This is a genomic window from Pseudoalteromonas thalassia (assembly GCF_049257215.1).
Taxonomy (GTDB): Bacteria; Pseudomonadota; Gammaproteobacteria; order Enterobacterales; family Alteromonadaceae; genus Pseudoalteromonas; species Pseudoalteromonas lipolytica_C.
In genome coordinates, this window is the sequence record NZ_JBMMUE010000009.1 from 169,481 (window position 1) to 192,709 (window position 23,229).

Annotated in this window: 20 protein-coding genes, 1 rRNA gene and 1 pseudogene; 12 read left to right on the plus strand and 10 right to left on the minus strand. The window is 38.2% G+C overall.

Annotated elements, in window-relative coordinates; genetic code table 11:
* The 3 genes from AAEU31_RS12550 to AAEU31_RS12560 all read left to right on the plus strand — a co-directional run bounded on the left by AAEU31_RS12550 (nt 1) and on the right by AAEU31_RS12560 (nt 4,824).
* Nucleotides 1-540 (plus strand): hypothetical protein, encoded by a 540-nt coding sequence (locus tag AAEU31_RS12550; protein ID WP_421967346.1) that lies wholly within the window; start codon nt 1-3, stop codon nt 538-540.
* Nucleotides 541-967: 427 nt separating this feature from the next.
* Nucleotides 968-2,683, plus strand: a complete 1,716-nt coding sequence (locus AAEU31_RS12555; protein ID WP_421967347.1) for a dsDNA nuclease domain-containing protein — start codon at nt 968-970, stop codon at nt 2,681-2,683.
* Nucleotides 2,668-4,824, plus strand: a complete 2,157-nt coding sequence (locus AAEU31_RS12560; RefSeq protein ID WP_421967348.1) for a DEAD/DEAH box helicase — start codon at nt 2,668-2,670, stop codon at nt 4,822-4,824. Before AAEU31_RS12555 ends, AAEU31_RS12560 begins: the two co-directional genes overlap by 16 nt.
* Nucleotides 4,825-5,167: 343 nt before the next feature.
* Here the strand turns inward: AAEU31_RS12560 and AAEU31_RS12565 are convergent, their stop codons facing one another.
* The 4 genes from AAEU31_RS12565 to AAEU31_RS12580 all read right to left on the minus strand — a co-directional run bounded on the left by AAEU31_RS12565 (nt 5,168) and on the right by AAEU31_RS12580 (nt 8,665).
* Nucleotides 5,168-5,728, minus strand: a complete 561-nt coding sequence (locus AAEU31_RS12565; protein ID WP_421967349.1) for a dCTP deaminase — start codon at nt 5,726-5,728, stop codon at nt 5,168-5,170.
* Nucleotides 5,725-6,471: a hypothetical protein gene (locus AAEU31_RS12570; protein ID WP_421967350.1), complete on the minus strand. Its 747-nt coding sequence runs from the start codon at nt 6,469-6,471 to the stop codon at nt 5,725-5,727. Before AAEU31_RS12570 ends, AAEU31_RS12565 begins: the two co-directional genes overlap by 4 nt.
* Nucleotides 6,468-8,285, minus strand: a complete 1,818-nt coding sequence (locus AAEU31_RS12575; protein ID WP_421967351.1) for an NUDIX hydrolase — start codon at nt 8,283-8,285, stop codon at nt 6,468-6,470. Before AAEU31_RS12575 ends, AAEU31_RS12570 begins: the two co-directional genes overlap by 4 nt.
* Before the next feature lie 149 nt (nt 8,286-8,434).
* Nucleotides 8,435-8,665, minus strand: a complete 231-nt coding sequence (locus AAEU31_RS12580; protein WP_421967352.1) for a helix-turn-helix domain-containing protein — start codon at nt 8,663-8,665, stop codon at nt 8,435-8,437.
* A gap of 127 nt (nt 8,666-8,792) precedes the next feature.
* Here AAEU31_RS12580 and AAEU31_RS12585 point away from each other — a divergent pair, with 127 nt between their 5' ends.
* The 4 genes from AAEU31_RS12585 (at nt 8,793) to AAEU31_RS12600 (ending at nt 13,172) form a co-directional block, all read left to right on the plus strand.
* Complete coding sequence (locus AAEU31_RS12585; RefSeq protein WP_421967353.1) at nt 8,793-9,323, plus strand: VspR family transcription factor; 531 nt, start codon at nt 8,793-8,795, stop codon at nt 9,321-9,323.
* A gap of 3 nt (nt 9,324-9,326) precedes the next feature.
* Nucleotides 9,327-10,814, plus strand: a complete 1,488-nt coding sequence (locus AAEU31_RS12590) for a DEAD/DEAH box helicase (RefSeq protein ID WP_421967354.1) — start codon at nt 9,327-9,329, stop codon at nt 10,812-10,814.
* Nucleotides 10,815-11,442: 628 nt separating this feature from the next.
* On the plus strand, nt 11,443-12,207 hold the full coding sequence (locus tag AAEU31_RS12595; protein WP_421967355.1) for a hypothetical protein: 765 nt from the start codon (nt 11,443-11,445) through the stop codon (nt 12,205-12,207).
* Between the two features lie 107 nt (nt 12,208-12,314).
* A complete protein-coding gene (locus AAEU31_RS12600; RefSeq protein ID WP_421967356.1) occupies nt 12,315-13,172 on the plus strand; it encodes a hypothetical protein in 858 nt (285 codons plus the stop codon).
* 178 nt (nt 13,173-13,350) lie between these two features.
* On the opposite strand, the gene AAEU31_RS12605 is transcribed toward AAEU31_RS12600, so the two are convergent.
* The 3 genes and pseudogenes from AAEU31_RS12605 to AAEU31_RS12615 form a co-directional block, all read right to left on the minus strand.
* Complete coding sequence (locus AAEU31_RS12605; protein WP_421967357.1) at nt 13,351-14,040, minus strand: abortive infection system antitoxin AbiGi family protein; 690 nt, start codon at nt 14,038-14,040, stop codon at nt 13,351-13,353.
* 188 nt (nt 14,041-14,228) lie between these two features.
* On the minus strand, nt 14,229-14,684 hold the full coding sequence (dut, locus tag AAEU31_RS12610; protein ID WP_421967358.1) for a dUTP diphosphatase: 456 nt from the start codon (nt 14,682-14,684) through the stop codon (nt 14,229-14,231).
* 192 nt (nt 14,685-14,876) lie between these two features.
* Nucleotides 14,877-15,017: pseudogene (locus AAEU31_RS12615) on the minus strand (dUTP diphosphatase); the annotation flags it as partial.
* A gap of 133 nt (nt 15,018-15,150) precedes the next feature.
* On the opposite strand from AAEU31_RS12615, the gene AAEU31_RS12620 reads away from it, so the two are divergent.
* Complete coding sequence (locus AAEU31_RS12620; protein WP_135923189.1) at nt 15,151-15,780, plus strand: peroxiredoxin-like family protein; 630 nt, start codon at nt 15,151-15,153, stop codon at nt 15,778-15,780.
* A 32-nt stretch (nt 15,781-15,812) separates the two neighbouring features.
* Here the strand turns inward: AAEU31_RS12620 and AAEU31_RS12625 are convergent, their stop codons facing one another.
* Complete coding sequence (locus AAEU31_RS12625; protein WP_135923188.1) at nt 15,813-16,181, minus strand: YacL family protein; 369 nt, start codon at nt 16,179-16,181, stop codon at nt 15,813-15,815.
* A gap of 123 nt (nt 16,182-16,304) precedes the next feature.
* On the minus strand, nt 16,305-16,529 hold the full coding sequence (locus AAEU31_RS12630) for a hypothetical protein (protein WP_054554878.1): 225 nt from the start codon (nt 16,527-16,529) through the stop codon (nt 16,305-16,307).
* A gap of 259 nt (nt 16,530-16,788) precedes the next feature.
* Here AAEU31_RS12630 and uvrD point away from each other — a divergent pair, with 259 nt between their 5' ends.
* The 4 genes from uvrD (at nt 16,789) to AAEU31_RS12650 (ending at nt 23,004) form a co-directional block, all read left to right on the plus strand.
* Nucleotides 16,789-18,954: a DNA helicase II gene (gene uvrD, locus AAEU31_RS12635; protein ID WP_058583696.1), complete on the plus strand. Its 2,166-nt coding sequence runs from the start codon at nt 16,789-16,791 to the stop codon at nt 18,952-18,954.
* A complete protein-coding gene (locus AAEU31_RS12640) occupies nt 18,932-21,040 on the plus strand; it encodes a GNAT family N-acetyltransferase (RefSeq protein ID WP_421967359.1) in 2,109 nt (702 codons plus the stop codon). The genes uvrD and AAEU31_RS12640 overlap by 23 nt, the downstream gene beginning before the upstream one ends.
* Nucleotides 20,964-22,088, plus strand: a complete 1,125-nt coding sequence (locus AAEU31_RS12645; RefSeq protein WP_421967360.1) for an ABC transporter substrate-binding protein — start codon at nt 20,964-20,966, stop codon at nt 22,086-22,088. Before AAEU31_RS12640 ends, AAEU31_RS12645 begins: the two co-directional genes overlap by 77 nt.
* A gap of 67 nt (nt 22,089-22,155) precedes the next feature.
* On the plus strand, nt 22,156-23,004 hold the full coding sequence (locus AAEU31_RS12650; protein ID WP_135923184.1) for a CZB domain-containing protein: 849 nt from the start codon (nt 22,156-22,158) through the stop codon (nt 23,002-23,004).
* 110 nt (nt 23,005-23,114) lie between these two features.
* Here the strand turns inward: AAEU31_RS12650 and rrf are convergent.
* Nucleotides 23,115-23,229: ribosomal RNA gene (gene rrf, locus AAEU31_RS12655) — 5S ribosomal RNA — on the minus strand.

Consider the following 23,229-nt stretch of genomic DNA (forward strand, 5'->3'; position numbering starts at 1 on the left):
ATGGATCATTTCCGAAGAAAGGCAAAAGAAAATTTATTAAAAGAAAAGCAGAAATTACCAGATTGGGTAAAGGATGAAGATCACATAACTTTTAAAGCATTTATGGCAACTGAAGAAGAGAAAGAATTACGATTACAGTATATAAGTAAGCATTTCTTAAAAAAAGATTATAAAAATAAGTTAGCTACTTTCAAAATCCCGATAACGTGTATAGCTGATAAAATAAATAAAACAGCCACAACACTAGGACAAACCTCCTCATACTCTGAGCGATTTGTTGAGTATTTAGAGGGCATTAATCAACAGCTAGAAAAAGCCAAAAACAAAAGCATCGAAAAGGGGGAACAAGAAAAAAGTGCAAAGAAAAGCAACACCAACGCAGCACTAAGAAAGGAAATATCAGAACTTAAACAACAGCTCAAACAACAAGAAAAACGTGACGTAGAAAAACAGGTAAACAGAGCTTTCGATATGCTATCAAAAGAAACTAAAGAAGCACTGACTTTCCCATCTAAGGTTAGCAGCGATAAGTTAAATTAGTTGTACTAGTGTGATTACCAAAGGAGACTGACGGTATAATTTGAGTTAGTTACTTTGAAAAGCTTTGTTAGAGCAAGTGAACAAGTTTTAAGCTTGTCTTGATGCCACCTAAATACCAAAGCTCAGCCATCCGTTATATGGATTCATCGCCACTTAACTTGGCACTTTCACAGGTAGAGCTATATCAATGAAGCAGACTGCCTCCCTTACTTATTTTTGGACAGAAACGATTAGGGGTATTACACTAAACCGTTGGTATCAGATTAGAAAAAGTACCTTGAAGCCGTAAACTCTTGTTAGGGCTTAAAGAAAACTTCTTTCTTATGTAAACTATCACCTATGCCTATATTTGAGTACCTACTATGACTGGTACCATCGAAACTCGGCTGCAAAATAATAAAATTACGAACCTACATTGGGTAAAAATATGGGCCAAACGGTTATGGATCAATCTGATAGTGGTGGTGTCGCTGCGCTTAAAGGATTTACATATCAGAACTTAGCAGCTGCTTATTATGTTCTCAGTATGCTTCGAGATAAAACACTAATATCCGTACGCTGCGAAGTTGTAGATGATATTGACTTGGTGTACGACAACAGAATCGAATACGTCCAAGTCAAAACAACTGACGGTGATTCTAAATGGTGTATCAAAGATTTTGCTGAAGCTACTACTAAAACCGTTCCTCCTACGGGACGTCAAAAGGTCAATCAGACTATCAGTCAGGAAGATTCAATTCTGCATAAATCCATCCAATGCGATAAAGATAAATTACCTGGCTTCTTTAGGATGTTGACCCCTAGAGAGGTCACTGATTCTCTTCGATACCTTAAGGTCCCATTAAGTGATCGAAGTGAGAAAATCCAAGAAAGAGGACCGCTGTTAAAAAGACTGACAGCTGCCGTCAATCGTCATCGCAAAAAACTTCCGACGTTTTCCTCCCCGAATAGAAATGACACAGAATACTGGCTAGATCATGCAGAGTGGACCGTTATTCCAAATCGAGAACACCTTGAACTTCTTTGCACAAAGCTCATCCTACAATCAGCCCACCAGAAGGGTATTTACTTAAGTGCGAATGAAGACCCAGAGCGTATTCTTGCTTCGTTGCTAAAAAACGTAACGGATAAAGGAGCAACTTCGAGGGTACTTAAGACTATAGCGAATAAGTCTTACCACCGAAAGGATTTCATCCCATGGTTTAATGCTGAAATTGAGCATTATGCAAACCTCAGTAGCAGCCATGTAAAAGTGTATGCAACCAGTCATGCTGAGCTAAAGGCTATTCTTTCATCGTTTTTCCATGATAAAGATATTTATGAGCTTGTGGGTGACAAATTATGTACTGGCCTTCATGGGCATTATCATCAGAGAAAATACAGCTATAACATCATTGCTAAGAACCTGCACCAATGGCTACCTGAAGTTCTATTACTGCCTGGGGAAATTGCAGACAATACCCCTGAAAACCTTACGAGAAAGTTTTCTACCTTTACACAGAGATACAGTAAAAACGCCGATTTTATCAGCAATCTAGTTTCGAAGGCTTTATTACATTCTACGATCAGAACTGAGTATAAATCACAACCAATAGCGGCAGTGTTACACATCGATGATGCCCAAAAGACCTGCTTTGATAATGTTCATATTGTTTTAGAAGACCATACTCCAGATAAACTAATAATGGGGTTTAGCGATCTTATTGGTAATGATATTGAAGAGTCACTAGCTGAAATTGTCACTAACTTTAATGACCTAATCGAATCGGAAGCTTTTTCAAGCCAGAAAGAAAAAATACTATCTGCAAAAGATGATAGCTACCTACTTGAACACGATATAAATGAGATACTTGCTCCAAATAAGTCTTTAGATGACAGCCTAGACAGGCTACGGTTTGTATTTTTTATTGGGTATGAGTCAAACCACCTTAAGTGCAATAAGAAAGAAATGGAAGATACTTACTTAGAAGATTTGGAAGGTGAAGTCATCCATCAATTTAAGGCTCTCATCGATCAACTGATCTTAAAAAATGATTTCTGTGAAGACTTACACATTGAAGTCTATCTATATCCTATTCCGTCAGTAGCCTCTCTTATCAGTGCAGTTCAGAAACAAGGGGAATCACAATGGACTCTAACCTAAACCCTCTACTCTGCCTTAACGATGTTCAAAACGAGCAGTTAAGTGCTTTCTCTTATCTGAAAAAAGCCAGCGACTGTTTATCATCTCCACAGTTGAATACGCAGGGTCGAGAGCTTTTAATTCGAGCACTAGATCAGTTACCGCTGTTTGAAGAGCATAGCACCTTATTACAAGATCTACTTAGAAAGGCAGGGTTGTTCCCATATCTCCAAAAATACTTTACTAATCTACCTCCTGAAAAAGAACTTGTTCTTGATATATACAGAAGCAACTTTGACCACAACTTCATTTTTCATTCAATGCAAGCAAAAGTCTTTAGGCTGTTAACGTCTGGACAAAACGTAGTCTTGAGCGCACCAACAAGTATGGGTAAAAGTGCCATCGTTGATGCTCTGATTGCAGAGCGGAAGTTCAGCACAATTGTTATAGTAGTTCCAACTATCGCTCTTATCGATGAAACTAGGCGCCGGATTCAGAAAAAGTTTGGCCACGAATTTCAAATCATCCATCATGGCTCTCAGCTAAAACGTAAAGATAAAGTCATTTATATACAGACCCAAGAACGGGTCAATGAGAGAGATGATTTGCGCAATATAGACCTATTCATTATTGATGAGTTCTATAAGTTAGCTTACAGCAACGATGAGCCATCGCGGGTTATTGCCCTAAACATAGCACTAAGTAAACTGCTCACTATCTCCAAACAATTCTATATGATCGGGCCATATATCGATGCTATTCGAGGAATGGAGAACTTAAGGCGTGACTACACATTCATCCCTTCCGAGTTTAATACCGTAGCTCTAAACGTTCACAAATATGACATTGCTGCAAATGATATCAAAAGCAAGAATGAACAGCTGACTAAGATCGTAGAAAAGCACCAAGAACAAACTATCATTTACTGCAAATCTGCGACGTCAATAGCGCAGGTTGCTCAATTCCTTGGCACTTTAGAAAGCGTGAGAGACAGAAAACTTGGGCCACTTAGGGAATATCATAAATGGTTAGTCAATAACTATGGTCAAGATTGGACCTGCTCCAAGGCATTAACCAACGGCATTGGCATTCATCATGGTGCCCTCCCTCGTGCTATTCAGCAAAAGTCTATCGATTTGTTTAATTCAAATCAGATACAGTATTTGCTTTGTACCTCAACAATGATTGAAGGCGTAAATACAGCGGCAAAAAATATTGTGATTTATGACAATCGCAAAGGTTCCCCATCAATCGATAGCTTCACACACAAGAACATCTCAGGTCGTGCTGGGCGTATGAACCAATACCTTGTTGGTAACGTTTTCTGCCTTGAATCTATTCCAGACAAAGAGGCTCAAGTAGTAGAGCTGCCCTTAGGTCAGCAGAATAATAACTCACCAATTAACTTGTTGGCAGGAATTCAGCCAGACCATCTATCTGACCAAAGCAACCAAAGTCTTAATCAATTTGTGAAATTGTCCGATGTACCTATAGAGATCATCCGTAATCATTCGTCTTATAATGTAGAAGTTATTTCTGACGCATACGAATTAATAACAGAACTATCAGTTTCTGATATGGAACTAATAGCTACAATGACTAAGCCAAGAAAGTATCATCTAGAATTACTTTCCCGCTTTATCAAAACAGTTGAGAGTGGCGCTCTCAGTAAAGTTAGCCTCCACTTCTACGACAATGATGACCTTCAAAACCGATTGAGTTGGTATATTTATGCTGACAACCATAGCTCATATATAAAAGACAGGATTCGCTATATCTACAGCTCACGAGAGGATGAGAAGTCACGATCTGAAACTACAGATAAAGAACTGAAAATTGCGAGAAACATTTTTAAACACGCTGTTACTAGAGCATTGCTCCTCTTAGAAGATCTCCTCAACTATGAGATGGTGAACTTAGACATTCCACATAAAGCAGATCTAGGTTATCTAGTTCATTTGTTTGAAAACAGCCACTTGCCACCCTCATTCTCAGCATTAGAAGAAATGGGGATTCCTATAGAGACTTTAGAAAAGCTCACTACTGAACGATCAAGCGAAGCAAGCATTGATGTTCTCACTAGGTATTTACGGATATACCATAAACATTTTACTAAGCTAAGCTCGATAGATCATAGCTTTATCAAGCAAGCCATTTATTAGTTATAAACGCCCTTAATGTTAACGATGGTAAAAACTGCAATTTTGTATTAGTTTACTAGGGTTGTCCGAGGTTTGAGAGTTGAGTCAGAACAAACGCTGTAATTCATTGGGCATCAATCCGTCATTCTATCGTTGTGAGGTCAGTTCTTTTTCCTCGCGTTAGCTACGATATGGCAAAAAGAGACAAACAGTAAGTGAATGAGTTTCACTCAAGCTCATTTTGAGGCAGAAACGAGCCAGATCTGACCGTCTGCTCCTTGCCTGAAGCTGCCTGTCAGATCTTGTCTGAACTAATTCACCTAAAAATGATTTTTTTCGTGGATAAAAGCAGCGGCTCCCATTATTACCTTGCAGGTTTTTGTTCAAAGTTACTGGCTTTTGCAACACTTTGCCCTGAGTAAATACCATTGTACTTTTGTGAAGCCTGAGTCTCGTGGTACAGAAATCTAATATGGCAAAACTTTACATATGGATAGATTCTAATATCTCTATTTGATAGGTTTTTAATTTCAAAAGTTAACGTTGAAGGCTCTGAAATACCAAATGATGATGCTACTAAATTTGAACTAAAATTTACGCTCAGTCCTATACGTGCATAACATGAAAGTTGAAATAAATCCGCGCACATACTCAATGGTATAGACAATTTTTCGACCGAAGACCCTAAATAAAAATCCCCAGGTTTTAGTATGAAACCCTCGTTTCCAATTTCATATGAGTCAAAGTAATCGGCTGTATCTGTTTTCTTTGTATCAATCTCAGCCTCCCCATCCCTTAAGCGTAACAAGTGATTATTTAGCCTAAGTAAATAACTTGAAGGTCTCATGCAATCTTCGTTGAAGTTGGCTATTCTCAGACTGCCTTTCGTTATTTCACTTGATATATCTGTATTTGAGAGAATCATGAAACTACAACCTCTGTAATTTGTTGACCTGCCTCACTTAAATGCTTAACTCCATGAGCATCAAATTTAAGGTTCTTAAGTTCTGAAGGACACACTATCTTAGATTTTATCTGAAATTTCTTAATTAATGAGCAAGACTCGGTATCCAATAAATAATGACCATTGGAACTTTTAAAATGCTCTTCAGATTTAGCACTTATATCATCAATGCTCCAATGTGTAATAATAGTAGGGTTATCAAAACCTACATGATAAGTTGGTGCTCCCTCTTTGAGAAAGACTGTTTCTACACTATTAACTTCTATTGCTGCTTGAACAGCCAGACTGTCCGTAGATAAACTATCCAAATTGGGTTCTACAAAGAAACATTGGTAATCCGAGTTTTGTTTTAGCTCTTTTAACTCCTTTATTGCAACCTGCTTCGGATAGATTCTGACTCCTTCTCTCTTGAAAGCCTCTATTAATATTTTATGCATAATACCAATAATGTCGCCTCCTATCGTTGAGGAAAAATCATTATCTAAACATAAATCTCTGCAAAAATTAGTATATAGAAATGCCCCAACGCCACCGGAGATAAGGAAAAACTTAGAGTTCGGATTGCTTTTAATAAGTTCAATAATTGAAGTATATGAGTCTATTTTTATACCAAAGCTTCTGTAGTCCAACCATTTGAGTGTGTGTTCTTTATTTTTTTTTGAGATTCTTCCACCACCAGGTAAACGTATTACAAATGTGCTCATTTGATATAACCTATATTTTCGAATAAAGCTCTACAACCTAATGTTAAATCATCTTTCATACTATCCAGCTCGCTAAGCTTCACCCACTTGGTACTTTTTATTTCCTCCTTATCTAGCTCAAATTCAATTTCTTTATCATCAATATAATGTATAAAAACATACCAATCATGAAGATGTACACCATATCTACATGCTTCATTTACACCTTTAATCGGTATTAAAAAGTTCGGTGTTGTAATATTTAAACTTATTTCCTCATTTACTTCTCTGATCAGCGCATCTTTGATCGTCTCATTGTTATTAATATGACCTGCTACAACACTATATTTAGAATCATAAAACTGGTCGCTTTTTTCTATCAACAACACCTCATCATCATTTACAATCAATAATGCCACTGTTTTGTGAACTTTCTCATTATTCAATGACTCACTATAAATGCCATTTTCAGAGCCACTACTTAGTACATTGGTCAAAGATTCATTATTAAGTATATTAAACGCTTTAACGGTCAGAATTGAAGCATCCAACATATCTGTGACTTGCTCAATCCAACCCAAAGTATGCTCATTCATAACCCTTTGTGAAATGAACTCGCTTTGTTCTCTGATCTGCTTTGAGTCCACCCCATTTCCTGATAGCCAGATCGTTAATTCCTTTAATACTCTTCTCTCAAACGCATTTATATCTTCTGAACTAATGTTCATACTTTCTATTTTCGTGGGATCATTCTTATATTTAGTTATAGCGGAGCGAACTTGATCACATATTTCACCGTCAGTAGTTGCAACACCAAACCTATATGTATTGTTAGCGAAAGAAAGTGGCCCAGGTTGAACCTGCATAAACTTAAGGCTCTCTAGCATTTTAATTTTTATACCTGGGTAGCACTGCTTGAAGAAATGTACATCAACATCAACACCTTGCTTATCCGAGAATTTTTTTAGCTTATGAATAGAGCTAAGGATTCTCAAAACTCTTCTCATTGAATCAATCTCAATATCAATGTGATCATTTGTTTTAGATTTAATAAACTGTCGTGGAGGTATGCAAACATTGTGTGGAGAATACTCTTTCTTTAATTCTTCGATTGCACTGTCACTTATGATAAAAGGGCTACATAAATAAAACTCTATTTTCTTCACTTTGTCAGTGAAACAGTCTACGTCTTTAATTATGTCAGAAGAAAGTTGTGATGTTGTACTGAAAACCACAAGAGTGTCCGAAGAAGTAGTATTTAATTTATCTGAAAACTCTTCATCAGCAATACTCTTCAAATCCCCGTCAATAACCACCTTGCTATTAACTAGAAGATCAGTAACAACCTTCTCATTATTAAAACCTATACCCTTTAGGGAATTAGATAAGAGTAGATTTTTGTAAGGCAGATATTTTGCTGCTTTTATTGCGTTTGATTTGAAGTCGGAATACGTGAGGCTATTGGACAATTTAAAACTCAGATCGCTTTTCTGTAGTGCAATCTGAATTGCTGCGTTGAACTCAGGCAAAGTGCCATCAATAAATTTCTTATCTAAGGCTTTTCCACGTAGAATCTTTTCTAGTGCCCTGTCTGAAGAGTTGATCAATGTTTCCATTGTTTTCTCTTCTTTGAATAGTGAGCCAATAGAGCCTCGATGTATTAGCTGTAGCAAATCAACATTTGAAATAGTACGGAATTCCTCATTAGTTATATAATTTACAAGGACTCCGCAAGATATACTTAAGAAAATAGTTAAAACCCACTGCTCTGGGAAAACAAAGCTAAATGTTGCGCCCAAAAGTATTATTAATAAAAAAACAAACCTTGCTTTCATATGCTAAATGTTCCTAGCTTCGTAGATTGATAACTCAATTACACATTTGGTTCTATTGGCTTCATAAAGCCATACAACTTTTTAGATAGCGTCCTCTTAAAGACCTATTACCCAACCGAAAATATATTTCTAATATAATATCTAGAAGTTCAAGGTATGCTTGTACCATCAACTTCAGGTACTAAGTCAACCAAACTACAGCCAAGAGCCTTAGCGATACTGCATAATTTAATTACAGTAACGTTAACTGTACCTTTTTCAACTCGGCTCAAATAGCTTTGGTTTAAACCTGAATCAAATGATAACTCTGCTTGGCTTTTGTCTTTGAAGACTCTCATCATCTTGATATTTTTACCTAATTTTTTCGCAAAATCGTCCATTAGATTGTCTCAGACACAAAAGCCTAAATATCCCACATTGCGTTGATTTAAACGATTGCATATAATCCTAAATAATGCATATATGCATTATTTAAAGTGTTTTTATTATATTTTTTGAGGTTTATGCATGGAGAAATTCGAACTAGACAAAACTGTCATCCAAATTTTGTCTATGCCCAACGTCAATCACTTCACTGCAACTGAAATTAGAACGGCATATATCGCGATAAAGCAGGATGTAGAACTTAACCCAACGGTATCCCGTCGTTTCGTTTATGAGGAGCTTTTAAAATTAACTAGAAGGGGCTGGTTAATAAGAAATACAACTAAGAAGAAAGGGATTACTCATTACACTAAAAGCGACTTGTTTGACCATGCAGTCTTAAAAGAAATGGTAGCGGCAATGCCGAATGAAGAGGCAGACGAGAGAACACCTGTCAGTTACTCCCAAATGCTTATTCAACGGTTAAATCAATATAATTCTGCGCTATTAGAAGGTTTAGGTGCGGTAAAAGAATATGTCGCTTTGAAAGAAATATACCCTGATAAATATGAAGATTTAAAAGGTCGCTATATGGCTGTTCAGGAAAGCAATCATATCTTAAAAGGGAAGATTTCAGTTCTAAACGAACTTATTAAATCAACAAAAGAGAACTAATAAATGAAACTAAGAAATTGGCAGTCAGAGTGCATTGACTCTGCAATTTCTAAATACAAGTCAAAGAAACACTTTTTAGCTCTTGCTACTCCTGGTGCTGGCAAAACAGTGATGGCCTCTGTATTAGCTAAATTACTGTATGACCAAGGTGACATTGATCTTGTGCTTTGCTTTTCCCCTTCTTCAATCGTTGCCCACGATTTTAGTGAAGCATTAAGCGAACAATTTGAAACCCATTTTGACGGTACTATTGGCGCATTGGGCAATTCATTCACTTATCAGGCACTTGGCACACTAGATAATAAGGTCTGGCGCTTATTTGAAAAGTATCGCGTGTTTGTGATCTTCGATGAGATCCATCATTGCGCAGGATCAAATATGAAAGATGCTAACGCTTGGGGTAAGCCAATCATATCAATGATTAAACAAAAAGCGGCTTACACAATCGCTCTAACTGGCACACCGTGGCGCTCAGATGCACTGCCTATAGCACTGGCTAATTACTGTAATGAGTCAGGGCAAATACAATGCGATTATGTATATGGCTTAAAACAAGCTATTGCTGACAATGTATGCAGGATACCGCAAGTCATTGCATTAGATAATGACCAAATTACAGTTGTTGAGGGTGATGAAACGAGTCACTTCACAAGTTTTATAGACCTGCTGTCACAATCAATTATTCCATATTCGGAGATTGTGACGAATACGAGCGTGATAGAGCATTTATTAATTCACTCTAGTCGTAAGCTAAATGAACTTCGCCGCATTAACAAAGAAGCAGGAGGGCTAATCGTAGCATCATCCATTGCTCATGCTTGGCAAATACAGCTAATTTTAATGCAGACTATTGGAGAAAATGCTGTTGTTGTTACGAGTGATGAAGGAAATGGAAATGACCTCATTAGATCTTTCAGATATAACCAGCAAAAATGGATCATCAGTGTTGGTATGATATCTGAGGGCACTAACATTCCGCGCCTTCAGGTGTGTTGTTATCTTTCAAATGTGAAAACAGAGATGAATTACCGCCAAGTTATGGGCCGTATATTGCGCATTACAGATGCCCCAAACCAGCAAGCAATTCTATTTATCCCAGCAGAGCCAAAACTTATTGAGTATGCTTATCGTGTGGCGCATGACATCCCCGATGAATTAGCAAAAGTTAAGTTTACTCAGATGGATGAAGAAATCATAGCTGAAGCACCTGTTTTAAATGAAGGAGACGACATTTATGATACTGGCAGTCATACTATAATTAGAGCTAATAAACCAACTATCAGTATTGGTGATGTAATCATTAATACTGATGAAAGCCTAACGCCGTTTAATGATATGCCACCAAATGAAATAGCTATTTCAACCGATAAAGTCATGGGGATCTTTGGTCAGTTTAACCATAAAGAGCTTGAAATTGATGGCTTCGAACAACTGGACATCTCAGAGCAATCAATGAAGAAGCTCGACCTGTATAGTGCAGAAGCATTTTAAATATGGAGTTTTTATGATTCATAGACCACACGGTTGGGTGATTTTAAAATTCACTAATGAATATGATGTCTTTTTTAAAATATTTGCGAGTTGGCGTGGTGGCTATTTGGATGGGGATTCCTGGCGCCTAAGCTCTGGTTCTTATCAACGACCTAGACTATCGGATTGTTGTAAATACTGGATATGGCATCAAACATCAGGCTCATGCTACAAACTCGCAATACATGGTGAAAATCAATACTCTTCATTCACTGAAATAGCGCTTTGTAAGATTCTCAACGCCAGCAATGAAAAAAACATCATAAAAAGACTTAGCATGACAGAGCTACTTGATTCGTTCAGCAACTCAATTAAAACTGAGAGAGACGTAAACTAGTTAGTTAAATTGTACTAGCTTATATCTGATCTTTTAGCTTAAATGAATAGGTTTAGACTTTATCTGACAGGCAGCTTTGAGCGAAAAGCAGTAATTCGTAAACATGAGATTCATTTTTTCTTACCTTTGACTTAATATATTTTTCAAAATTTTAAGGTTAAATCTTATTTCTATAATTTTCTATCTTACAAGCTAGGCAACATTGTAAGGTCTACTAATAAACCATTATATGCCAAGGATAAATATTCGAGAATGAGTTTAAATAATAAGCTAGTTGAATTTCGGAAAAAAATAAGGACTAATCGAAAACACGTTGTTGACTCTATTATTGAAGACCACTCAGTAAATATGTGTGTCTTTTGCGGAGAAGTGAATGACTTAACAAGAGAGCATGTGATTCCGCAATGGGTATATGAACGCTGCACTAGCAGAACCTTCATCACAACTACAAACAATAATGCTCAGTCCTATAACAAGACAACAGTTCCAGCCTGTAGAGACTGTAACAATAATATTCTTGGTGAATTAGAAAGGCACCTTAAACACAAGTTTGAGGCGACCGATTTACGCCATGAGTATTTCTCCGATGATGATATAGACAAAATCATTCTCTGGCTTGAAACTATTGAATACAAATTTCACGTTCTAGATTTAAGAAGAAACTTAAACAGGGTTCAAGGTTCAGACTACATTCCATATATTGGGAAAATACCTATCGCAATGTTTCAAGGCCCAGTAGATCAAAGTCCATCAAAAGTATTCTCAAATTTGAGAAATGCCTTAAAAGCACTTAGTGTAAAATCGAAAAACTCAAGGCATAATTCATTGTGCATAATACGTACAACGAACCCTGATTTTAACTTTTTTCACTCAACCAACAATTTCATTTTTATTGAGCTTGCACGGTACAATGCCGCATTCTTCTATTTCTACAAACAAGATTTTGCTTCAGCAAGCGAAGCGACCGCCCAAGCACAAGAAATTGTAAAAAACGAATATAAGTCAACAGGGACATAATAAGGCCATAAAACAGCAGGTTTATGCTCTTTCGTAGATAATTTTAGCCTAACTATTTTACGCCGTTTACGGCAAGCGTTAGGCTTTCATATTAACTTGGAGATATTTTGACTACACCTTGGGAAAAACAGGAGTACCTAGATTCAGTAGCTTGGGCCAAGAAGTCTAAAGCAGGTGAGTTGGAAGTAAAGCCGTGCATCTCTGCATGGATGGACGTTTGTGGATTTGGTTCTGCGTTGGAAAAGTGTGCGTGGGACTTAATCGAATTTCAAAAAAGTGGAATGCTTGAGCTGCTAAGTACGGTCTATCAGATAGCTGGTCATCCTTTTTTGGTTGGCGTTGAGCCGATGCCTTACGAAAGTATTCTAATTATAAATGATGGCGTCTCTCGCACCGTTGATCTAGATAAGCCTGAATATACTAATTGCGCAACATTTGTTTTTTATTTACGAAATTTATTTTTTGCGCATAGATCACTAGTCGAATTAACTAAATCTAAGGGGTATGGTTTCCGTACAATTTTAGCTGGCGGAGAGAGAGTGCAGTATTCACCAACTCTATTTACTGGTAATGCAATTCTTCAACATAATGAAGATAATGTAAGCGATTTTGGAAAGGCTTTGTTAAACAAGAATTTTTTGTACAATCCATCGGAATTCCAAATGAACACAGCTTTTGCCAAAGCATATTCAATTGACTCACTTGGTACAAAGCTAGGATTTAATATTAACTGTTGTTATATAGAATCTAGCTTTTGGGGTGTTGTCGAGAAAATTCCAGACTTAAATATAGAACATAAAATCGATAGCAAATTAATTTACTTTAATTCAACTCCTGCGCTCGAAATATATTTTTCAGATACTATCTCAAGCCATTTTAAAGGTATTGATTTCCTAATACACAAGGTGTGCAGAATTAGAATTGACGAGAAGTTTGAAGGCGAAGAAACTATTGTTGATCTTTAAAAAAGCTTTACAAGCAATTTAAACGAAACTAAGAAAGTTGGATCAGTTTCGCTCCGCTCAAGTTTAGCCAAGTGTTGTTGGCAGACATACGACTATGAGATTTGATCAAAACCTAAAAATAAAATCTGACAGATTATGTTAAGACTTATTCAATAAATTTATAGCAACACAAGTTAACCTACTTGCTTAGGCTACTACTTTTCTCTTTCCAAGGTCGTATTTTGACCTTGGATTCTTCAAGACCAAAATCAGAGATAACATTCTGCCGCTCTATTTCTGATTCTACATAAACAAAAGCTATATCAGATAACTCGAATCGCAAGGGATACTTCTCTAGCCGTTTATTGTATTTATCACGGTTCTTTTCATAAGTTGAAAAGTTTTCTGATATTCGGTTCCCACCTATTTGCTTTCGAGTTGGAACGAATCTCCACTCATTTTCCGCCTTGAAATCAAACCCATGCTCTTTGAAATAACTGTTGTAACCATAAACATGCTTTGTGAAGCACTTCAATTGAATAATAGGTAAACGCAAAGAACTGGGTATTAAATGATTCTGACGAGCTTTTAATAAGGCAACGAGACCTTGTGCGGCAGGCGAGTTCTTCTCTACATAGCTGACTGGACTCAACCCATTTTTAGTGGCCCATTCTTTTTCGAGAGCGATGCCGTAGCCCCCATATGTGACATATTTTGAATGAAGTTCTTTATCAGGATATTCACTAAAAGACACCATTGGGTGTGCGGCTCTAGAAATTACCTTGCCAGTTTTATCGCCGAAATACTCACCGCAATACATTACTTTGAATGAAGAGGAGGCCAATATAGATTGAAGGTACTCAAATTTCCTAGTGAAATGAATTATCACGCTAGCTCCATCATTAGCATTAGAGTTGATAAATGAGGTCTACTAAAGAGAAAAGGAGTAAATATAAGAGCGTTGCTTATTGGGTATAGAACACTAAATTAAACATAGAACCTATTACAGTTTTTCATGCAACTATTACTGGTTCATTAATGCTCAAGGTTATCAAAATGACCTTGAGCATTTCTTATTTATTTAATTCCAGAATGCCCAAAGCCGCCTTCACCACGTTCACTCTCGGTAAATTCACTAACTACTTCAAATTGTGCTTGAATAACAGGTAAGAAAACTAGTTGAGCAATTCGGTCACCAGACTCTATCTGAAAAGTAGTTTCACCTCTATTCCAAACAGAAATAAACAATTGTCCCTGATAGTCAGAATCGATCAAACCAACTAAGTTACCAAGCACAATACCGTGCTTATGCCCTAGACCTGAGCGTGGTAAAATCGTTGCAGCCAAGTTTTTATCTTGCATATGGATAGCTATTCCTGTTGGAATCAGCTCTGTTTGACCTGGCACAATTGTAATTGTTTCATCAATACACGCTCTCAAATCTACACCCGCTGAACCATCGGTCACATATGCTGGTAATGGTATTTCATTACCAATTTTAGGGTCTAAAATTTTTACTTCTACACTTTTCATTAGTATCTCGTTTATTCTGAATTTAATCACTATAATCTAGTGAACATGATAGTTTGATTTAGGCTGTGAAGCACCAAAAAATGAGTGGGTAAAAAATGAGTGATAAGAGCTAATAAGTAGCTCTACATATCAACAAAATCAGGATAAAAATAAAAAACACTCATTTTTTAGCAAAAAATTAATTGACTAAAAGTGGTCAAGCATTTCAGCACACTCAACCCAAATTGCACGATACCATTCAAAACCTTGGCTAAACCATTGCTCATGAACTTTGGTATTCATCGCATTTTGCATCTCGAGCATAACAACGAGTTTTTGTAAATTAGCAGACATTCTTTATCCCAACTTGCATTTTTTATTTGCCTATATACTACAGTTAAATTTGAGTTTGATGTAGGTAAAGATGAAATAAATCCCGCAACAATCAGGTCATCTTTGCAGTTGAAAAAAATAACCGAGGAAGCCCATGTTTAAATCTCTACTCATTAGCGCGTTGTTTGTACTATCAAGCCAAGTTATCGCTGCAACTGCGACCAATATTGCAGAATCTGCTGAGCGAGTCAGTCCATTATTACCAGGATTAACGGTGCCAAATATTGAATTAAAAGACCAATACGGCAAAACAGTGTCTTTAACTGAACGCTTTAAAGAAAAAACCACGGTGCTCATTGTTTATCGTGGCGGTTGGTGCCCATATTGTTCAAAGCAATTGGCTAGCGTACAAAAAATTGAGAAAGAATTAGCAGATTTAAACGCGCAATTAATTGCCGTTTCGCCAGACAGCCCTGAAAAACTCGCTGAAACAAAAATTACAGCTCCTAGCTATCAATTGCTTTCTGACGACAGCCTCACTTTGGCGCAAACGTTAGGTCTAGCGTTTTATTTAGATGACAAAACAGCAAAGATTTACCGTAATAAGCTTGGGGTTAACTTTGTCTCGTTAGAGGGTGAGGCGAAGGTCGCGCTACCAGTACCCGCAGTATTCGTGATAGACACGAATGGGTTAGTTCATTTTCAATACGCTAACCCAAATTACAAAGTACGCTTAACAGAAGATTTATTACTAGCCGCTGTTAAATCAGTGAGTGAGCAATAAATTGGCAACCGATAAGCAGAACATGTTTCTGCTTATCGGCCTTGTGTAAACTCTTGCCAAGATTCAATTAAATCAACAAAGTCTTCAAAGCCGCAGCCACTGCAGAGGCCTTCTTCTTCAAGCATTAAATCATCATCTTGATAGGCAACTAGGTCTTCGTTGTCTTGATGTAATGCATGTGCTTCGAATAACGCTTCATCTTTACTTAAGATCAAATCAATTTCTTGACCTTGTAAAGTTAATGGCTCATTGCTGCTCTTAACCGCAGAGATCAACGCTTGCACCATCGCGATTTTTTCTTTACCGACTTCTTCGTTTAGCCAACGGCCTATGACGGCATGTTCAGAGGAAATTTTAATGCGTAAACCGCTAATTGGGTCGCGGATAAATTGATATTCCATGAAGGGTACTCGTAATACGTTATGTGCTAATTATACCGTTTGCAGCTAGACGTGGCGAGTTTTGCAAGATTAAAACAACACGAGCGCCCATGCGGGCGCTCGTATTTATGCTATTTAAAATAGCTAGAGTCGCGATTTGAAGCGTGCAGCATCAATAATCGCCCATAGGTATACGATTGGCAGTAAAATAAAACCTACTGCAACATATATTAGTGCACCACTAATCACCCATGCTAAAAAGAATGCAATGGCCGCCATTAAACGACCTTGTACCAATTGCCCTAAACCAGGAAAAAAGATATTACATATTGCTGCGATTACATTACCGCCAGAACCTTGCTCTGCCATACTAACCTCTGTAGTTTTTAATGATTATACTTTTTATAAACACACTTTATGCCAACTTATTATGACTTACAAATCAAAGTGTTAAAAAGTAGCGTTATTTTTATTTTAGTTCTTTTTGCTAAAAATCGGTCAAATTCACAATTTTTATATCGTAATTTTAATGACTTGCCAAAATAGCTGTTTATAAAAACAGTATTTTATTTAGCCTTGCATAAACACCTGTTATACTCCACCCATTATAGATTGAAAAGGCGTAACGATGGACGTTTCTGAATTACTCGATGGCTTAAATGATAAACAACGGGATGCAGTCGCAGCCCCATTGCAAAACATGCTAGTACTTGCAGGTGCGGGTTCTGGTAAAACTCGAGTACTTGTTCATCGCATCGCATGGCTCATGCAAGTTGAGCAAGCTTCTGCATACAGCATCTTTGCGGTAACCTTCACTAACAAAGCCGCGAAAGAAATGCGCACCCGTGTAGAAGAAACCTTAAAAGCACCGGTTGGCGGTATGTGGATTGGCACTTTCCATGGCTTATCTCACCGCATTTTACGCGCCCATCACCGTGAAGCGAACTTGCCTGAAAGCTTTCAAATCTTAGATTCTGACGATCAACAACGTATGATCAAACGCTTGCTTAAAGCGATGAACATCGATGATAAAAAGTGGCCAGCAAAACAATTTGGTTGGTATATCAGCGCGAAAAAAGATGAAGGTCTACGTCCTAAAGACATTCAAGCCTATGATATTAATGAGCAGATGATGCTGAAAGTCTACGCTGCATATCAAGAGGCTTGTGACCGCGCAGGTTTGGTCGACTTTGCCGAAATTCTGCTACGCTGCTACGAAGTACTTAAGAACCACCCAACACTTTTACGTCACTATCAACAGCGTTTTGCTCACATGCTAGTAGACGAGTTCCAAGATACTAATACAATCCAATACGCTTGGTTAAAACTACTCGCGGGTAATACGAACAGTATTATGATTGTGGGTGATGATGACCAAAGTATCTATGGCTGGCGTGGCGCAAAAATTGAAAATATCAAACGCTTTTTAACTGACTTCGAAGCCGAAACCATTCGCCTTGAACAAAATTACCGCTCAACGGCAACCATCTTGAAAGCCTCAAATGCGCTGATCAAAAACAATGCAGAACGCATGGGTAAAAGCCTTTGGACAGACGGCAATGATGGTGAGCCTATTTCTGTTTACGCTGCGTTTAATGAATTAGACGAAGCGCGCTTTGTCAGCAGCAAACTGCGTAGCTGGCTAAATGCAGGTAATGCATTACAAGATGCCGCGATTTTATACCGTAACAACGCGCAATCTCGTGTACTCGAGGAAGCGATGCTACAAGAAGGTTTAAAATACCGTATTTACGGCGGTATGCGCTTCTTCGAACGCCAAGAGATCAAAGATGCACTTTCGTATTTACGTTTAGTGGGTAACCGTCAAGATGATGCCGCTTTCGAGCGCGTTATTAACACCCCAGCCCGTGGCATAGGTGATAAAACACTAAGCCATATTCGTGATTGCGCGCGCAATGAATCATTGCCACTTTGGTATGCCGCAAAAGCTATTATCGAGCAGCAGCATTTATCTGGCCGTGCAGCGAGTGCCGTCACTAAATTCTTAGAGCTTGTTGAGCATATCGAAGATAAGATCAGCGATCTCACTTTAGAAGAACAAGCGAAATACGCCATTCAAACCTCTGGGTTAATGGCAATGTATCAAGCTGAAAAAGGTGAAAAAGGCCGTGCCCGGGTAGAAAACTTAGAAGAGCTTATTAGTGCTTGTGGTCAATATGAACTCCCTGAAGATGAAGAGTTCAGCTCGCCACTACAGGGCTTTTTGGCATATACCTCTCTAGAATCTGGCGAAGGTCAAGCTGACGAGCACGAAGACGCGGTACAAATGATGACCCTGCACTCAGCAAAAGGCCTAGAGTTCCCGTTGGTATTTATGGTTGGTGTTGAAGAAGGCATGTTCCCATCTCAACAAAGTAATGAAGAGTCTGGCCGTTTAGAAGAAGAGCGCCGTTTATGTTATGTCGGTATGACTCGCGCCATGGAAAAACTATACATTAGCCACGCAGAAAGTCGTCGTTTATACGGCCAAGAAAAATACCACAGCCCATCACGCTTTTTACGTGAAATGCCTGAAGATTGCATCGAAGAAATTCGTATTAAAACACAGGTTTCAAGACCGCCTGCAGCAGGTCGTTTTAGTCCATCAGTAACACATGCCGCATTTGAAGATAGCGGCTTTAACTTGGGGCAACGCGTATTACACGCTAAGTTCGGTGCAGGAACCGTACTCAATTACGAAGGTAGCGGCGCACAGTCACGTATTCAAGTGAACTTTGATGACCTAGGCAGTAAATGGCTTGTAACACAGTATGCAAGACTTCAAGCCTTATAATGAGTATTTAACAGCACTGTGCAACGAGCTGGTGATTGCAAAGCATCGCCAGCTTGTCATAGTGCAAGGAAGCGAAGCTTGGTGCTATCAGTTTGCAAACCAATTAGCGCTTAAAAATAGCTATGTTTTCAGTAGCAGCTCATTATTAGCAAATAGTGAGTTTCCAAAACATGCTCACCAAATTCTTGGTCAAGAGTTTCAATACGCAATTTTTGATGGTTTTAGCGGCTTATATGCCGATAAACTAGCCGCACTTGCAGGCACCGTAAAAGCAGGAGGTGTACTGATACTATTGCTGCCTGATGACAGTAATTGGCAAGATCCTGCACTCACAAGTATTACCTCCTATGGCCAAGTGATTCAACACAGCTTTTTTAATCAGCGTTTATTCGCCAAGCTAAAGTTGCAGCCACATTATTTTACTGAGCACTCGCTCCCTGCTTACCAATCAGTATCACCAGCAACTGCTGAGATAAATTTTCAGCAACAACAAACATGTGTTGAGCAAATTATTAAAACCGCGACAGGACGCGCTAATCGTCCTTTTGTGATCAGTGCCGACCGAGGTCGTGGTAAGTCAGCGGCTTTAGGACTTGCAGCAGCCAATCTTCAAGATAAAAAAATCCTTATTTGTGCAACCCAAGCCAAAGCTGTACAAACAAGCTTTAAACATTTAGCTGCTGAGCTTGGTGTTAGCAAAGAGCAAAACTGTAAGCAATTAGCTAACCTTAGCTATATTGCGCCAGATATACTGCTAAATGAAAAACCTGATTGCGATCTGCTGTTTGTCGACGAAGCAGCAGCGATTCCAGTTCCACTATTATTGCAGATCCTGAAAAGTTACCCACGAATTGTATTTGCTAGCACTATGGTTGGTTATGAAGGAAATGGACGAGGTTACACGTTACGCTTTTTACATTACTTGCGCAGTCAATTTAAATCGCTAAAGACTATTACTCTGGATGAGCCAATTCGTTTTGCTAAACATGATCCACTAGAAAATAGCCTACGCGAACTATTACTTCTCGATGCAAAGTACCAACACACAAGTAAAGAACAATCTCTCAATTTTGCACAAGTAAGCAAACAACAACTTGTTGATAACGAGCAACTGCTAGGCCAGATAATAGCCTTACTTGCTTTGGCACATTATCAAACCAGTGTTAATGATTTACGCCAATTGCTTGATGCGCCTGAATTACAATTGTTTATTTGCACTCAAGCAGATGAGCTCAAAGGCGTCTGCTTGGTTGCTCTCGAAGGTGGACTGACTAAAGATATAGCAGACCATGTTAAAACCGGTCAGCGTCGTCCGCATGGCCATTTGATGGCACAAACACTTACTCAACTAAGCAAAGACTCACACTTTCTGACAGAGGTCTCTGCTCGGGTTGTAAGAATAGCGATAGCACCCGAATGCCATCAGCAAGGAATTGGCTCAGCCTTATTAAAATACTGCGAAAGACAGTTAGATAATTGTAGCTATTTTGGGGCAAGTTTTGGTGCTAATGCATCGCTTGTTAGATTCTGGCAGCACAATGGCTTTCATGTCGTAAAACTCGGTTTTAGTCATGATAAGGCAACAGCTGAGCACCCTGCTTTAGTGATAAAATCGCTTTGCAAACAAAATAGTTCATTGGTACAGCAACTCATTAATGAGTTTAAGTTAGACATATCAGTGCAATTGTTAGGGCACTTTAAAAGCTTACCTTGTCAGTTAGTTGATCAATTAGTATCGCATTTGCCAAGCTCTGCTTGCCCTACTGCATTATCCACTAGAGCAGAGCGGATCATCAGTGATGATTTCAATCTTTTCAATATACAACCTTTACTGTGGCAACTAATATGGCACACACCAGTTAGTCTAAAATTATTAGATGAAAATACAAAATTCATCCTTATTAGACTAGTATTACAGCAGACATCTGTGAATAGCTTTATTTATGAAGCTAATTTTGCTGGCCGTAAAGAACTCGATTCACAGTTTATAACCGCAGTAAAAGGTTGGTATGCTCACTATAAATCACTTAAGACTAAAAGTACTCAATGCCCTTTTAATAACCCTGGTGTTGATACCAACAACTAGTTTAGCGCAACATACGCAACCCCCTATAAAGTTAGGCATGTCTACCGCATTAACAGGACCTGCCAAACAAATCGGTGAGCAACTTGCGCTAGGCAGTAAAATTTACTTCGATAAAGTTAACAAAACCCAAGGGATCAATGGCCAGAATATAGATCTTATACTCGCTGACGATGGATATGAGCCAAAAAACACCGTTGTAAATACAAGACAGTTTTTGTACACCGAAAAAATTCACGCGATTTTCGGCTCGATGGGAACACCCACCGCTCACGCCATAAAACCATTACTAGATAGGCACCGCATTCCCTTTCTAATGCCGTTTACAGGCGCTGATTTTCTGCATAATAGCTCAATGCCCAATGTGTTTAACTTACGAGCTAGCTATCAAGATGAAGCTATTGAGCAGATAAACTATTTGATAAAAGAACGTAACCATCAAAAGATCGGCTTAATCATTCAAGCTGATGAATTTGGCTACATGGTTGAAAGTAACTTAATCACTGCTTTAGAAGAGTTTGGCATCAAACCTATCGAAGTAGCTCGTTTTAGAAGAAATAGTTCAGATATATCGAAAGCGTTAGAAACCCTGAAGCAAAGCGAAGTAACGGCTGTTTGTATGGTAGGGACCTATCAACCGCTAGCCGAATTTATAAATACCAGCTATGAACAAGGTTTCAAACCTGACTTTACATCCGTTTCATTTGTTTCTAGCCACGATTTATTTGCTCTTGTAAAACACCCAGCAAATATAATGGTCACAGAAGTGGTCCCCAATCCTAATAAATGTGAAAACGCCTGGTGTAAAAGCTTTAAGGAAGATATCAAACCTTATAATGTGACCCCTAATCGAATTATTTTTGAAGGCTATTTGAATGCAGCAGCTTTAGTAGAAGCCGCAAAAGAATGCCCTACACCACTAAATAATCAATGCTTACTAATCCAGCTAAACAAAACCTTTGACAGAGATAGTGAGCTAGCCGCTCTGTTTAGTGACCCCGATAAAGATAAGATAAAAAAAATCTATCGCTCATACTACAAAAGTAATTAAATTTAACTACAACTAATTAGCAATAATGTTCTATGCTATAAAGACTTAACAAAGCTTTGAGGGAAATATGGATCTGATAAATTTTCGTGTCGGGCAAAAGACCATTTCATTAAAAATTCTCGATATACTTCTGACTGAACGTTATGAAGGAAATTTGACATCTTTGCCGAATGAAAATAAAAGCTTCATTGGTGTAAAAGACTACATGGATACACCCACCCCTATCTTTGATTTAGGCATCGTTTTAAACAACCAATCAACAAGTGATACAAACACTGCACTATCAGATTTATTAGTAGAACGAGAAAAAGAGCACCTAGAGTGGCTAAATGCGCTGGAGCACAGCTTAGTAACAGGCACTCCATTCACTAAATCAACAGATCCTGATAAGTGTGAATTTGGCCGCTGGTATAACAATTTCAAAACAGATAACGAGGATTTACACAGCATTATTGTTAAGTTCGATGCACCTCATCGTGAACTACATGCCATGGCCAGAGAATTATTAGAGTTACAGAAAAGCCAACCCCAAGAAAAAGTTCTTAGTGTTTTTGAAGAAAAAAAACGTCAGGTATTTAATCAACTCGTCAGATTATTTGAGTCAGCCCGAGAACAAATTATCCTTGATTACAAGCCAATTATTATCTTCACAACAAAAGATGGCATCACGCCTCATATAGGTCTGTTAGTTGACCAAGTTGAAGATAACATAAACGTAAAAAAAGAAGATATTAAACCATTAGAGCAGCTCACCTCTGTGGGTTTCGATGTTGATCCTCAGACGAAAAATATGATGCGTGGTTTAATCAAAATGAAAAATAAACATAGCCTGTTGTTAGATCCAAGCGCAATATTCCGTCCGGAACACCTCATGCGCCATGAAGCTGAAGAAACCGAAGAATACGGGCTCTTTTAGTAGCAAGAGTAAAGTTTAAAGCCTGCCGTAGGTTGAACAGGACACGTTGTGTAAATAGCTTAAACGCAAAAAAGCCCGACTCTTTCGAATCGGGCTTTCTTTAATTTGGAGCCTGGCGATGTCCTACTTTCACATGGCAAATGCCACACTATCATCGGCGCTGTTTCGTTTCACTACTGAGTTCGGCATGGGGTCAGGTGGGTCCAAAACGCTATTGTCACCAAG